The sequence below is a fragment of the Streptomyces sp. NPDC054786 genome (assembly GCF_053611685.1).
Genome location: NZ_JBSHAW010000006.1, coordinates 127472 through 139774, shown reverse-complemented (window position 1 = coordinate 139774; position 12303 = coordinate 127472). Strand labels below are relative to the sequence as shown.

Here is a 12303-nt window from a genome sequence, read left to right as displayed (position 1 = left end):
GGGTTGCCCTTCTTGTCGGTGAGCGGCCCCTTGCACTGGCATCGCCGGTAGAAGATCGGCGAGTACATCCGACCCCCTGGTCGTGACTGGCGCCAGGCCAGTCGTGGTTGTCCGCACGTGTCCGTACGTGTCTGGCGTGATCGTTCTTCATCTTGCGGCGGCTGTCGGACACTGCTGTGCAGTCGGTTTCAAGTTGGCGCGGGGGAGACAGGCGACCACAGGCCCCGACCTGCCGCCGATCCCAACAGGCACCGAAAAGGAAAAGGCCGAAGCCCAGGATCACAACGACGCCCGCCTTCAACCCGGCCGTTCCTGGCACGCCACCCTCGCCACCCGGCACACGGCCGACCTCTCCGCAGCCCTCGCCTCCGTACTCCGTGACCAGTTGCTACCCGCACTCACGACCAAACCGAAGCACCTGCCCCGCCCAGAGCCGAAGCCCAAAGACGAGCCGAAGGCCAAACACCCTCCGGCGAACGAGACCCGCACCACCCCGAAGAAGGAGGGAACCAAGAGGTGACCACACCCGAAAAGACGATCCAGGTCACCAGCCTGCCCAACCTGGCCGAGATCCTGCCGTACCTCCTGGGCCACTACCCCGACGACAGCATCGCCTTCCACAGCTCCGGGCCCCAACTTCCACGACGGCGCAACCATGACGTGCCCCCTGCCCGAAGACCCCGCCGAATGGCAGCAGGCCACAAAGACCGCCGTGTGCAAATTCATCCACTGCGCCCACAGCCTCGGGCGCAACTCTGAACAGGGCGTCCTCATTTACCTGTGCCGCGAGCCGCGCCCCGGCCAGACCCCCTGGGACACGGCCGTACTTCTGGAACCGCTCGCCGACTGGCTCACCGACGCACTGCACGAGCACCGCGGCACCGTCCTCCAGACGATCGGACTCGTCGAGAACCGCTGGTGGGCATTCGAGTGCCCCATCGAAGGCTGCTGCGAAGGCGAACCACTGACCTCAGCAGACGACCCCACCAGCATCGCCGCCCAGATGGCCCGCATCGGCCGTACCCCCGGCCCCCGCACCCGCGACATCCTCAAGGAGTTCCAGCCCACAGCCGACCGTCTCTTCCTCAAGGCCCTCGAATCCATGGCCTTCAACTTCCACCACAACTGGGGCAGGACGCCGCGCTCGACACCACACACGTCCACATCGAAACCGCGATGCGCCGATTCCACGACGACGCAACCGAACTCGGCCACGCGCTAACCGCGCGCCTCATAGTGGGCCTCCAAGACGACGGAGCCGTGGAAGGCGGCATGGCCTTCGCCGAAGACCATGACCTGCCCCACGCCCGACGCCTATGGTCCTACCTCGCTCGCCACTGCGCCGCGCCCTTCACCCAAGAGGCGGTCCCGATTCTCACCCTGCTGGGGTTCGTCGCCCGGCGCCAAAACGATCTCATCCCCGCCCGGCTCGCCTTCCGCCAGGCCATCGCTACCGACCCCGACTACGAGCTGGCCACCGGCATCCACCTCGCAACCATCGACCGCGAAGACCCCCGAGAACTACTCGCCGTCGCACGACAAGCCCGAGCCGAACGCCTCGCCGGCCTCTAACAAGCCATGACCGCCGGGGCAGCCCCGACGCATCGCCGGGGCTGCCCCCGCCCGGAACGCCTGCCCATGAGCACCGCGCCTCACCCCGTCGGCGCCTTCGCACGCCACACTGCCTACCTGCCCGTGTCCTGGAACAAAGACCAGAACAGCCGTCCCTCCAGGGAACGCCGAGGAGGGGGGAAGCAGCAGCTCGCGGGTCTGCAATCCACCGTGGCGCGATGAAAGATGATTCCCGCTTGCAAAATATCCGCAAAGAGTGAATCAATCACCATCCATGATCATGTCAAGGTGTGTCCGCGTTCTCCCCATAACGGTGCAGAGCAGTCAAACCGAATCAGGGCCTTTGGCAGGCTTGGATCGTTTAATGTCTGGGCAGCGGCGATCTGAGCGGGGGGTTCAGAGATGGCTGATCATTACCGAGTCGACCTTGAAGCATTGGAGAAAGCCGCCGCGGGGGTAAATGGCACGCTCGACGAAATCAGCGTGCAGAAGGTAAGCAACATTCCGCACAGCGAGTCTGAAGTCGGACACGAGTCGCTGGCTAGCACGTTGTCCGATTTCCTTGACCGCTGGCAGCGCGGCGTCGACAACCTCGCAAAGGACGGGCAGGAAATCGCCACTCGGTTGACGGCAAACGTGAATGCCTACCACAGGGTCGAGGAGCACACCCACAAGCAATTCCACGGAATTCTGCACGGAAACAACGATCCGGCGGTGAAGCGGCGGTGACGGAACTCGGACAGGGTGGCGGCGCCAAAGCACTTATTCCCGGTAACGCACCCTCGTTGCGTCACACGCAGGCGGCACTGAAGGCGTACGGTGACCTTCTTCATCGCGCCGGTGAGGGCCTCAAGCGCATCGACACCAGCGACGGATGGAGCGGTGATGCTGCCGAGGCGTTCCGCAATGCCTACCACGGCCAGCCGAGCAAGTGGCTGCGCGCCGGCGACGCGTTCCATGACGCCGCGAAGGCCCTGGACTCATACATAGCAACGCTGACCTGGGCTCAGAGCGAAGCGGACAGCGCCCTTAGGCTGTGGGACTCCGGCGAGTCGCATCACGAGGCCGCAAAAGAGAAGCTGGACAACGCCTACAGCCAGTGGGACACCGCCGGCCAGAAGGCCGCCAACATCGTCGGGCAGGCGCGTGACCTGGCACCTCCGGAGCCCGGTTTCTGGTCCGAACTCGGTGACGACATCGGTTCTTTCCTCTCGGATGCAGGAGACTTCCTCGCAGACGCCGGGGAAACCGTCCTGACCGACCTCGCGTCGGTAGGCAATGCCATGCTGCAGGACCCAGGTTCGGTCGGGTCGATGCTCCTTGGCGCCGGGCTGGCGACCGTTGGCGCGGGCGGGGAGGTGGCCGGCATCGCTCTCGATGCCACCGGGGCCGGTGCGGCTCTGGGTATACCGGCCGCCGCGGTATCGGCCGCTGCGATCAGCAGCGGCCTCGGTATGGCCGGTGTCGGGGCGAGCAACATCATGAAGGACGCGGCGGGCCCCGACCGCGTGGAGATGAGCTCCAATGAGGGAGGGGGCGGAGGCGGAAGTAAGGGAGAACCCAACGAACCCGGTCACACCCTGCCTAAGCGAGACCCCGACCCAAATGCCAAGGCGCAGGGAAATCCGGAGTCCATATCCAAGAAGGCAGACCCTGAGACCCACCGTGCGCTGAGCCGTCAGAACGAGGCGGCCGACAGGTTGGCCCAGCATGGCTACGACGTCGAGCATTCACCTCAAGTGCCCGGCAGCAGGAACCCAGACTATAAAATTAATGACAAGGTCTTCGACTGCTATTCGCCCAGCGGTGGCAACGCCCGAAACATCGCCAGGGAGATGGAGAAGAAGGTCGTAAAAATGCAAACGGAACGTGTCGTGCTGAACTTGAGGGACAGTGCCGTCGACGTGTCCAAGATGAACGCCCAGTTGCACGATTGGCCAACCCCAGGGCTCAAAGAGGTAATTGCCATCGATAAAGAAGGCAACATATTGCACCTCTTTCCCTAGAACCTGCGAGGAGGATGATCCGCATGTCAATTTCCTACAGTCTCGACATGGCGGCGACGGAGAAAACCGTGTTGCAGGTCGCCTGGCAAATGTGCGACGTAGCCCGGTCGCTTGATCTGTTCGACGCGTCAGTCACCCCCGAACTGCTACTCGACGAAGGTGCGGTGACCACGACTGGTCTGTGGCTTCGTGTGGGTGAAGAGAGATCGGATCCGCGGCACCCTGTGGTCACCGATCTGGGGTTTAGTCCGAACGTATCCGTAATGTTCGAACTCGCCAGATCAAGTGAGCACTCCGACCAGCAGGACGAAATGATCCGGCTGGCGTCCCGCCTACTGGACCGGGTCGCCGGCGATGCGGTGCTGCACTTCCAGTTCGAGGTCATCTGGATGCTGCGTCGTTCAGGCGAAATGAGCCTGAATGAGCGGGACGACCTGTGGCCCCCGCAGCGGCTGGCTGCGGTCTCCCGGCCCTATCGACGCGCCACGCACGCGTTTTCCGACGAGTGACCACCAACAGGCACCGCCTGGGCGCTGAGCTCTTATCGCCGGTAAGGCACTCCGCTGCGTGCGGGTTCATGAGACTTCTGCTCGCATCGGTGATCAGCGCCGTTGTGTGCTGGGAAGCGCCCCAGCGACTTACTACCGGATCAGGTGCCTGGCTTGGGGGGTCTTCCAGGGGCCCGGACGGGGCCCAGGGACCCGGAAGGGGCCGGAACGACCGGGAAAGTTCAGGAAAGCCCAGGGCTCCGACGGACCGAAAAGCGCCCTGACCTGTGTAAACGGGATATGTCCGGAGCACGGTCCGGTGGGACGTTCCGTGATGACGGTCGGCGGCGCCTTTCCCGGGCGCCTTCAGCACGGCGTATGTGCCGGTCATGGCCCGCCGGTGTGCCGTGTGAAGGCTGTTGGGCCTCTCGGGTGCGACGACGTGCCGTCCGTCCGGGGGCATGGTCATCATGGTCGTCCAGGCCCCGTCCGGCCGTCAGGAGTGTTGGGCGGGAAGGGCAGGTGATGACGATGGAGCTGTTTCCGCCGATCCCGTTCGCCGAATGGCGGGACACCAAAGAGACGCTCCATCGGTTTGCGCAGATCGTCGGGAAGGTCCGGCTGGCCGCCGGTGCCCGGCGCAATCACTGGTGGAACGTGCCGTTCCATCTGACCGGACGCGGCATCACCACCCGTCCGATGGGACAGCTCGACGGCAACCCGATCTTCACGATGGACTTCGACTTCGTCGGTCACCGGATGGTCGTCGCGACGCTGGACGGCCGCACGCTCTCCTTCCCGCTCGTCGGCCGGTCGGTGGCGTCCTTCCACGACGCGGTCATGGACGCGCTGGCCGCGCTGGGCGTCCGGGTGGAGCTCGACATCCCGCGGCCGTTCGACCTGCCCGACGCCGCCCGGCCGTTCTCCGAGGACACCGAGCATGCGACCTACGATGCCGGGCACGCCAACCGCTACTGGCGGGTGCTCAGCCAGGTGGCGTCGGTGCTGGAGGAGTTCGCCGCGGGCTATTCGGGGAAGGTCAGCCCGGTGCACCACTTCTGGCACACCTTCGACATCGCGCACACCCGGTTCTCCGACCGGCACATCGACCAGCCCGGTCAGGTCGACCCGGTGACCCGGGAGGCGTACTCACGCGAGGTCATCAGCTTCGGGTTCTGGTTCGGGGACGACTCCTTCGGCGCGCCCGCGTTCTACTCCTATACCGCTCCGGAGCCCGCGCAACTGGCCGAGGAGCCGCTGGAGCCCGCGGCGGCGCAGTGGGTCGACCGCGGCGGCAGCCACTTGGCGGTGCTGCCGTACGACGAGGCCCGCGCCGCGGACGATCCCCGTGCCGCCGTGCTCGGCTTCTACGAAAGCGCGTATCAGGCCGGCGCCCGGCGTGCGGGATGGGACCGCGAACGGCTCGCCTGCCCGGGCGGGGTGACGGACCCGTATCTGCGTACGGAGCCGGGAGGGACCCCTTAGGGGCTCCTCAGATGACCGGGGGGCGGCCCAGCCTCGTCATGCGCCACACCGTGCGCCAGTGCATCGGCCGCCGCCGGCCGCACGGGGTCCGTACTCCCTCGGCGAAACCTGCTGCCCAGGCCCGCATGCCCGCGGCCGAGCGGCTGCGGACGGCCGTCAGTGCGGCCCATACGCCGAGGTAGAGCGGTACCAGGAGCGCGGGAAGGTGCCGCTTGGCCAGCCATACGCGGTTTCTGGCGACCATGCGGTGGTAGACGGCGTGCCGGGTGGGCGAGGTGTAGGGGTGCTGGAGCACCAGCTCCGGTGCGTAGCGGATGTGCCAGCCGTCGTCCAAGGCCCGCCAGGCCAGGTCGGTTTCCTCGTGCGCGTAGAAGAACTCGTCGGGCCAGCCGCCGATTCTGTCCAGCATCGGGACGGACAGGGAGTGTCCACCGCCGAGGAACGTGGTGACGAGGCCGCCGCGCGCCGGGTCGCCGACGCGCAGACGGGGGACGTGCCGGCGCTGGGTGCGGCCCAGCTCGTCGGCGACCCGGAAGCTCACGATCCCCAACTCCGGCTCGCCGGTGTGCAGTTCCGCCAGCCGGCTGAAGACGTCCGGGCTGATCAGCAGGCCGTCGTCGTCCAGATCGACCACCACGTCGAGGTCGCCGAGCTTGCGCAGTTCGTCCAGGGCGACGTTCCGGCCGCCGGAGACGCCCAGGTTGTCGCTCAGCTCGACGCCCACGGCGCCGTGCGGCAGCGGGGGGAGCGGCGAGCCGTTTCCGATGACCACGATGTGTGCCGGCCGGAGGTCCTGCTTGGCGACCGAGTCCAGCAGCGCCCGCAGCTCGGCGGGACGGTTTCCCATGGTCAAGATGGCGACGCCTACGCGCAGATGACGCACAGAAGAATGCTCCGTTCTTGGCGGTCCTTTCGTGATGCTAGCCGCCGGGGGAGGTGACTGCGCGCTACGGCACCTCCGCGGCGACATCCCGGCCGGGGGGCCGTCCGCCGCCGGTTGTCCGGCACCGCAACCGCCCGCCGAGGAGCACGTTCACCGCGCCCCGGGGAGTCGCTCGGGTTGCCGTGCTCCTCCGGGCCGGGGTCTGCCGGGGACATCCCTGTACCGGTGGGATCCGGGGGCGGCCCGATCCGGCGGGCCGGTGGAATCCGGCGCGTCCCGGGCGGGACGCGGTGGCCGGGTGCCCCGTCGCGGCGCACCATGGAAGGACCAGGGGGGATGCACGGATGACCAGGGGGGTGGATGGAGGAAGCCCTCATGATGGAAGTCAAGACGGTCGACAAGCCGGATGAACGGCGCGACTTTCCCCGGGGTCACCTCGAAGCCCTGCACCTCACCGGACTGGACTTCGCCGTGGCCACCTTCGAGCCCGGCTGGCGCTGGTCGGAGTCGGTGGGGCCGATTGCCGGGACCGACAGCTGCGAGGTTCACCACAACTGCTTCATGGTCCAAGGCCGTATGCGTATCAGGATGAATGACGGCGCGGAGTCCGAGGTGGGCGCCGGCGACGTATTCGTCTGTTCGCCCGGTCACGATGCCTGGGTCGTGGGGGACGAACAGGTCGTCGTGTACGACTTCGCGGGCGGTATGGCGACCAGCTACGCCAAGGCGAAGAGCTGAGAGGCGGCGTGGTGCGCTTCGGGGAAGCCGTGCGTGCGACGTGCCGCGGAGCGCACCGGGAGGGGGAATCCAGGGGGGCGGGGGTGTGCTCGGGGCCGTGGTGGAGGCCGGTGGGCGGCGTGGGGATTCCCACGCGAATTGCTATGTCTAGGAACGCGATCGGTGGGCAGGGGTGCGGGACGGTCCGGCGTGCGGAATACGTCAGGGGTTGCACCCGTTACCGCACCCGGAGACCGACTGGCAATCGTCGACAGACCGGAAGCAGGGAAACACGCATGAGCACCATCGAGCTCACCAAGGAAAACTTCGACGAAATCGTCTCCGGCAACGATTTCGTCCTCATCGACTTCTGGGCCGAGTGGTGCGGTCCGTGCAAGCAGTTCGGCCCGGTCTTCGAGCGATCGTCCGAGACGCACGACGACCTGGTCTTCGCCAAGGTCGACACCGAGGCCCAGCCCGAGCTGGCGCAGGCCCTCCAGATCCAGTCCATCCCGACCGTGATGATCGTCCGCGAGAACATCGCGGTCTTCGCCCAGCCGGGCGCGCTGCCCGAGGAGGCCCTGGAGGACGTCATCGGCCAGGCCCGCGCGCTGGACATGGATGAGGTCCGCGCGTCGGTCACCGAGGACCAGCAGGGCGAGCAGGCGCAGGCCGAGCAGGGGCAGCAGGCGCAGGGCTCGTGAGCGACCTCCTTCTGGTCCGGCACGGCGAGACCGAGTGGAGTCGGGACGGCAGGCACACCAGCTGGACCGATCTGCCGCTGACCGCCAACGGTGAGGAGCAGGCCCGCGCACTGCGGCCGCTGCTGTCGGACCGGAAGATCGGGCAGGTGTACGCCAGCCCGATGGAGCGGGCGCTGCGCACCGCCGAGCTGGCGGGCCTCGCCCGCCCGCAGATCGACGCCGACCTGCGGGAATGGGACTACGGCGGCTATGAGGGCATCGCCACCGCCGAGATCCACCGCAGCCGGCCCGGCTGGTATCTGTTCTCCGACGGTGTCACCGAGGGGCCCGACGGACATCCCGGGGAGTCACCGGAGCAGGTCGGGGCGCGTGCCGACCGGGTGCTGGCGCGGATCGCGGCACAGCTCGCCGCCGACGAAGGGGATGTGGCGTTGGTGGCGCATGCGCACTTCCTGCGGGTGCTGGCCGCCCGCAGGCTCGGGCTGCCGGCCACCGCCGGCGGGCTGTTCACGTTCGAGACCGGGGCGGTGGGCGTCCTGGGGACCGAGCACGACCGCCCCGCCATGGTCGCCTGGAACGCCCGGAGCCTGTAGCGCCCGGAGTGCGGCCCGCCGGCGGCCGTGATGCCCGCTGGCCGTGATGCCCGGCGTCCGTGCGACGAGAGCCGGGCGGGCGCGCTGTTACGGATCCATCGGATCGAGGTGCAGGGGCTGCACCTTGCCCTCGATCATGGCGCCGAGGCCCATGACGGCACAGGTGTCGGGGCGGTCCGCGGTGTGCACCGGCATGGCCGTGGCCTGATGGATCATCGGCTCCAGCCCGGGGATCAGTGCGCTGCCGCCCGCGAGCACGATGCCGCGCTCCCCGAGGTCGGCCACCAGATCCGGCGGGCAGCGCCGCAGTACGGCCCCGATGCCGTCGAGGATCGCGGTCAGCGGGGTGGTGATGGCGTCGCGGACCCGTTCGGTGTCGACGTGGACGGAGCGGGCCATCCCGCTGACCACATCCCGGCCGTGCACCTCGGTGGAGCCGGGGGTGAGACCGTCGCCGCCGGAGAGAATCATCTGCAGCGGGCGCACCGCCTGGCCCGCCAGCATCAGCTCGTGGTGCAGCCGCAGATGCTGGATCACCGCGTGGTCGATGGCGTTGCCGCCCACCGGCACGGTCTCCGCCGCCACGATCGAACCGAGGGAGAGCACCGCGACCTGCGTGGTTCCCGCACCACACACCACGATCATGGTGGCCTCGGGCTGCTCCACCGGCAGCCCGGAGCCCACCGCCGCGGCGACCAGGGTGTCGACCAGCTCCACCCGCCGCGCACCCAGCCCGGTCAGCGTCTCCACGGCCGCCCGCTGGGCCAGCGGCTCGCTGCCGTACGCGAGGCAGACCGCGGCCCGCATCGCCGGCCGGCGCCGCCAGGTCTTGCGCATCCGGTCGCCCACCAGGGTGCGCAGCAGCCGCTGGGCCATGTCGATGTCGACGATGGTGCCGTTGGAGACCGGGCGCACCACCCGGATGTAGTCGGGGGTGCGCCCGTCCATCACCTCGGCCTGAGCACCGACCGCCAGCAGCGCCCCGGTGCGGGTGTTGATGGCGGCGACGGTCGGCTCATCGACGACCAGCCCCTGGTTCTTCACATACACCCTGGTCCGGGCCGCTCCGAGGTCGACGGCGGCCGAGCACCGCCGCAATTGGGCGAGGCTGATGGTCATGGATGATTCCTCCCCGACGGGCCGGTATGGACGGAGCGCTCGTGCGGCCCGTTCGCAGGGACCGCTCGTGCGCCATCCTCCGGTCGTGCGCGGCCGCCCGCCTGCTGGAAAGGTCCGCTCGGGGGACGGGGAGGGGGCGGTTAGGGCGAAGGAGTGAGGTCGCGGCCATCTGCCGGTGTGGCGGGGGCCGCGCCGGTCAGCCGCTGGTACAGCCCCCAGGTGAATTCCGCGACGATGTCCTGGGGCCTGCCGTCGGGTCCGGGGGCGGTGCAGGCCAGCTGCCATCGGGTGGGGGCGGTGCCCTCCATCGGGCGGGCCGGGGCGAAGGCGCGGGCGACCTCGTCGACGGTGCACGACCAGGGCCGCAGATCCTCGGTCGTCCGCAGGTCAGGGGCGGTGGCGCCGGGTGCCCGGACGAGCCACGCGTTCAAGACGGCGCCCCCGGCGCCGGTGAGGACCTCGAACCGCAGATCGGGCCACAGCGGAACGGGCCAGGTCAGGGCCTCGCAGGTCAGGTCGCCGAGCCGGCGGGCGGTGACGGTCTCGGGGGTGCCGAGCAGCGCACGATACGGCTGGACGCCGCCGCGCGCCCGCGGGGCGTGCATCCGCGCCTGCCAGCGGCGGTTGGCCTCGCGCAGGTCCGCACGGGAGACCTGCAAGGTGCGCAGGGCGTCCTCGACCAGGTCGGGGTGGTGGTCGGCCATCCGGCGCAGCAGGACGAGCTGGAAGGCGACCGGTCCCGGCAGGCCGGCCGCGGCGCCGGAGTCGGCGGGCGGGTCATGGTCAGAGGTGCCGTTCATGAGGGACATGGTCGTGGATGGCGCGGGCGCCGGGGAATCCGGGACGGTCGCCGTCGGGGAGGAAGAGCACGGAATTGACGTAGCGGCGGTGCGGGGCGAGGGAGCGGCGGAGCAGACCGTGCTCGGCGACGTGGCAGGTGCGGGACTGATGGGCGGGCAGATCGAAATCGGCCAGCGGCAGCCAGCGGTCGTGCGGCAGGACCCAGCCGCGGTAGCCATGGGCCGCCGTCCAGTCCAGGACGGGGGTGAGCGGCTGGATGCGGGTCTCCAACTCGACGAACAGCGCCGGGAGTTCACGCTCGACGGTGCGCTCGGCGCCGCGCAGTACCGCCAGCTCGGCGCCATCCACATCGATCTTGATGAGGGTGACGGACGCCAGAGCGAGCGCGTCCAGGGGGAGGCAGGGCACGGCGAGGGCGGCGGTGTGCAGCTCGCGGCGTACGAGCGAGGAGACCCCGCGGTCGCCGCGGCCTTCCGCGGGCAGCCAGAGGGTGGCACAGCCCGCATGGTCGGTGGCCGCCGCGGACACCACCTCGACATGCGCAGGAGTGACGGACGCGAGCAGACGGGCCAGGTGGGGGACCGGTTCGAGGGTGACCACCCGGTCGGCCCGCCCGGCCAGCCGCCGGGTCCACGGGCCGTACCACCCGCCGACGTCGACCGCCGTACCGCCGGGCGGGCAGAAGTCGGCGAGCCGCCGCAGCTCCGGCTCGAAACGCGGATAGAGCCCGGCCGCCACCGCCGACACCAGCCGGGCCGGCAGATGCGGGCCCAGCCGCGCGGCGAGCGTCACGACCGCGGCTCCCGGTCGGCGAGGCGGCGCAGCGCCTGCGCGTGCTCGGCATCGGTGAGCTGTTCGCCGGAGGAGGGCAGGAGTTGGGGGATGCCGTCGAGGACCGGATAGCGGCGGCGCAGCCGGGGGTTGTAGAGGGCGTCGCCGGGGGCGAGCAGGGACAGCGGGCCCTTGTCGAGGGGGCAGGCGAGGATCTTCAGCAGCGGGTCATCGGGCTTCATGGCTCAACTCCGTCGTGCGGGTGGGGGGTACGGGGGCCGGGGTGTCATGGCGGGGCAGGGCGAGCAGCACGGACAGGGCGACGGCGGTGCCGCCCAGCCGCAGCGCGAGGCGCAGGGGATCGGCGGGCAGCGGTTCACCGAATGCCACGGTGCCGCAGGCGACGGTGAAGACACAGGTGACGGTGGTGCAGACGGGGACGATCACGGAGGCGCGGCAGCGTTGCAGGGCGGTCTGGGACAGGACCAGCCCCGTGGCGCCGGTGAAGAGCAGCAGGTAGGGGTAGGGCGAGCGGAGGAGCTGCGCGGCGGCGGCCGGGATGTCGTGGGTGGTGAGCAGGCCGGCGACGCCCTTGATGGCCAGCGAGCTGACGCCGTAGAGCAGGCCGACGGCCACCCCGTAGGGGACGCCCGCCGTCGGCAGGCGATGGCGGCGCCGGGCGCGCCGTTCCGCCGAGCCGTACAGCAGCAGCCCGGCGGCCAGCGACGGCAGGGCGATGAGCAGCAGTGTCGTGGGCGGCGCTGTGCGGGCGACGGCCCGTGCGTCCTCGCCGCGGAGGGAGGCGACGACCAGCACCAGCGCGAGCAGGATCGCCACGATGCTCTGCCGCTCCCGGCCGCTGGTCCGCTCGCCCAGCACCGCCGAGGACAGGAGCAGCAGCAGGACCAGACCGGAGACGAAGATGCCCTGCGCGGCGGCGAGGGGCAGCGTGCGGTAGACGGCGAGCTGGGCGGCGAACCCGGCAGCCAGGGCGAGTGAGCCGGCGAGCCACAGCGGACTGGACAGCAGCTCGCGGACGACCCGGGCGGGTCGCCGGGTGCTCAGCGCTGGCAGCCCGGCCAGCGCGCGTTTCTCCAGCACGAAGCCGGTGCTGTACAGGACGTTGGCGAGCAGGGCGGACGCCACGCCCCACCACGGCATCGC

16 protein-coding genes are annotated in these 12303 nt (G+C 69.5%); 10 read left to right on the top strand and 6 right to left on the bottom strand.

The features are described from left to right. The first annotated feature begins 136 nt into the window (after positions 1 to 136). The 7 genes from ACWGI6_RS07515 to ACWGI6_RS07485 all read left to right on the top strand — a co-directional run bounded on the left by ACWGI6_RS07515 (position 137) and on the right by ACWGI6_RS07485 (position 5551). A complete protein-coding gene (locus ACWGI6_RS07515) occupies positions 137 to 520 on the top strand; it encodes a hypothetical protein (protein ID WP_453266617.1) in 384 nt (127 codons plus the stop codon). 135 nt (positions 521 to 655) lie between these two features. Next, the gene (locus ACWGI6_RS07510) at positions 656 to 1222 is read left to right on the top strand and encodes a DUF4192 family protein (protein ID WP_453266616.1); all 567 of its coding nucleotides are present in this window, start codon (positions 656 to 658) and stop codon (positions 1220 to 1222) included. Further along, positions 1177 to 1572, top strand: coding sequence for a DUF4192 family protein (locus tag ACWGI6_RS07505; RefSeq protein WP_453266615.1), 396 nt, complete (start codon positions 1177 to 1179; stop codon positions 1570 to 1572). Before ACWGI6_RS07510 ends, ACWGI6_RS07505 begins: the two co-directional genes overlap by 46 nt. A 402-nt stretch (positions 1573 to 1974) precedes the next feature. Then, the gene (locus tag ACWGI6_RS07500; RefSeq protein ID WP_453266614.1) at positions 1975 to 2301 is read left to right on the top strand and encodes a hypothetical protein; all 327 of its coding nucleotides are present in this window, start codon (positions 1975 to 1977) and stop codon (positions 2299 to 2301) included. Further along, positions 2298 to 3578, top strand: coding sequence for a putative T7SS-secreted protein (locus tag ACWGI6_RS07495; RefSeq protein ID WP_453266613.1), 1281 nt, complete (start codon positions 2298 to 2300; stop codon positions 3576 to 3578). Before ACWGI6_RS07500 ends, ACWGI6_RS07495 begins: the two co-directional genes overlap by 4 nt. 14 nt (positions 3579 to 3592) lie before the next feature. After that, the gene (locus ACWGI6_RS07490) at positions 3593 to 4087 is read left to right on the top strand and encodes a SitI3 family protein (RefSeq protein ID WP_453266612.1); all 495 of its coding nucleotides are present in this window, start codon (positions 3593 to 3595) and stop codon (positions 4085 to 4087) included. Between the two features lie 510 nt (positions 4088 to 4597). Next, entirely contained in the window at positions 4598 to 5551 is a 954-nt protein-coding gene (locus ACWGI6_RS07485; protein ID WP_453266611.1) for a DUF5996 family protein, read from the top strand. A gap of 7 nt (positions 5552 to 5558) precedes the next feature. Here the strand turns inward: ACWGI6_RS07485 and ACWGI6_RS07480 are convergent, their stop codons facing one another. Beyond that, positions 5559 to 6434 carry a glycosyltransferase family 2 protein gene (locus ACWGI6_RS07480; protein WP_453266610.1) on the bottom strand — a complete coding sequence of 292 codons (876 nt, stop codon included), beginning with the start codon at positions 6432 to 6434 and terminating at the stop codon, positions 5559 to 5561. A gap of 375 nt (positions 6435 to 6809) precedes the next feature. On the opposite strand from ACWGI6_RS07480, the gene ACWGI6_RS07475 reads away from it, so the two are divergent. The 3 genes from ACWGI6_RS07475 (at position 6810) to ACWGI6_RS07465 (ending at position 8448) form a co-directional block, all read left to right on the top strand. Continuing rightward, complete coding sequence (locus ACWGI6_RS07475; RefSeq protein ID WP_393905594.1) at positions 6810 to 7172, top strand: cupin domain-containing protein; 363 nt, start codon at positions 6810 to 6812, stop codon at positions 7170 to 7172. 275 nt (positions 7173 to 7447) lie between these two features. Continuing rightward, entirely contained in the window at positions 7448 to 7855 is a 408-nt protein-coding gene (trxA, locus tag ACWGI6_RS07470; protein WP_453266609.1) for a thioredoxin, read from the top strand. Further along, complete coding sequence (locus ACWGI6_RS07465) at positions 7852 to 8448, top strand: histidine phosphatase family protein (RefSeq protein WP_453266608.1); 597 nt, start codon at positions 7852 to 7854, stop codon at positions 8446 to 8448. The genes trxA and ACWGI6_RS07465 overlap by 4 nt, the downstream gene beginning before the upstream one ends. 87 nt (positions 8449 to 8535) lie before the next feature. Here ACWGI6_RS07465 and ACWGI6_RS07460 read toward each other — a convergent pair whose 3' ends face one another. The 5 genes from ACWGI6_RS07460 to ACWGI6_RS07440 form a co-directional block, all read right to left on the bottom strand. Then, the gene (locus tag ACWGI6_RS07460) at positions 8536 to 9567 is read right to left on the bottom strand and encodes a rod shape-determining protein (protein WP_393905597.1); all 1032 of its coding nucleotides are present in this window, start codon (positions 9565 to 9567) and stop codon (positions 8536 to 8538) included. 140 nt (positions 9568 to 9707) lie between these two features. After that, positions 9708 to 10367 (bottom strand): hypothetical protein, encoded by a 660-nt coding sequence (locus ACWGI6_RS07455; RefSeq protein ID WP_453266607.1) that lies wholly within the window; start codon positions 10365 to 10367, stop codon positions 9708 to 9710. Continuing rightward, complete coding sequence (locus ACWGI6_RS07450; RefSeq protein WP_453266606.1) at positions 10351 to 11160, bottom strand: FkbM family methyltransferase; 810 nt, start codon at positions 11158 to 11160, stop codon at positions 10351 to 10353. The genes ACWGI6_RS07455 and ACWGI6_RS07450 overlap by 17 nt, the downstream gene beginning before the upstream one ends. Beyond that, the gene (locus tag ACWGI6_RS07445) at positions 11157 to 11381 is read right to left on the bottom strand and encodes a Trm112 family protein (RefSeq protein WP_453266605.1); all 225 of its coding nucleotides are present in this window, start codon (positions 11379 to 11381) and stop codon (positions 11157 to 11159) included. Before ACWGI6_RS07445 ends, ACWGI6_RS07450 begins: the two co-directional genes overlap by 4 nt. Further along, positions 11368 to 12300: a DMT family transporter gene (locus ACWGI6_RS07440; protein ID WP_453266685.1), complete on the bottom strand. Its 933-nt coding sequence runs from the start codon at positions 12298 to 12300 to the stop codon at positions 11368 to 11370. The genes ACWGI6_RS07445 and ACWGI6_RS07440 overlap by 14 nt, the downstream gene beginning before the upstream one ends. Positions 12301 to 12303 lie beyond the last annotated feature (3 nt).

Bases quoted from the DNA above. Each gene is read 5' to 3' on its own strand.
- ACWGI6_RS07455 (WP_453266607.1), bottom strand. From the start codon at position 10,367: ATGAACGGCACCTCTGACCATGACCCGCCCGCCGACTCCGGCGCCGCG.
- ACWGI6_RS07475 (WP_393905594.1), top strand. From the start codon at position 6,810: ATGATGGAAGTCAAGACGGTCGACAAGCCGGATGAACGGCGCGACTTT.
- trxA (WP_453266609.1), top strand. From the start codon at position 7,448: ATGAGCACCATCGAGCTCACCAAGGAAAACTTCGACGAAATCGTCTCC.
- ACWGI6_RS07500 (WP_453266614.1), top strand. From the start codon at position 1,975: ATGGCTGATCATTACCGAGTCGACCTTGAAGCATTGGAGAAAGCCGCC.
- ACWGI6_RS07440 (WP_453266685.1), bottom strand. From the start codon at position 12,300: ATGCCGTGGTGGGGCGTGGCGTCCGCCCTGCTCGCCAACGTCCTGTAC.
- ACWGI6_RS07510 (WP_453266616.1), top strand. From the start codon at position 656: ATGACGTGCCCCCTGCCCGAAGACCCCGCCGAATGGCAGCAGGCCACA.
- ACWGI6_RS07485 (WP_453266611.1), top strand. From the start codon at position 4,598: ATGGAGCTGTTTCCGCCGATCCCGTTCGCCGAATGGCGGGACACCAAA.
- ACWGI6_RS07445 (WP_453266605.1), bottom strand. From the start codon at position 11,381: ATGAAGCCCGATGACCCGCTGCTGAAGATCCTCGCCTGCCCCCTCGAC.
- ACWGI6_RS07460 (WP_393905597.1), bottom strand. From the start codon at position 9,567: ATGACCATCAGCCTCGCCCAATTGCGGCGGTGCTCGGCCGCCGTCGAC.
- ACWGI6_RS07505 (WP_453266615.1), top strand. From the start codon at position 1,177: ATGCGCCGATTCCACGACGACGCAACCGAACTCGGCCACGCGCTAACC.
- ACWGI6_RS07490 (WP_453266612.1), top strand. From the start codon at position 3,593: ATGATCCGCATGTCAATTTCCTACAGTCTCGACATGGCGGCGACGGAG.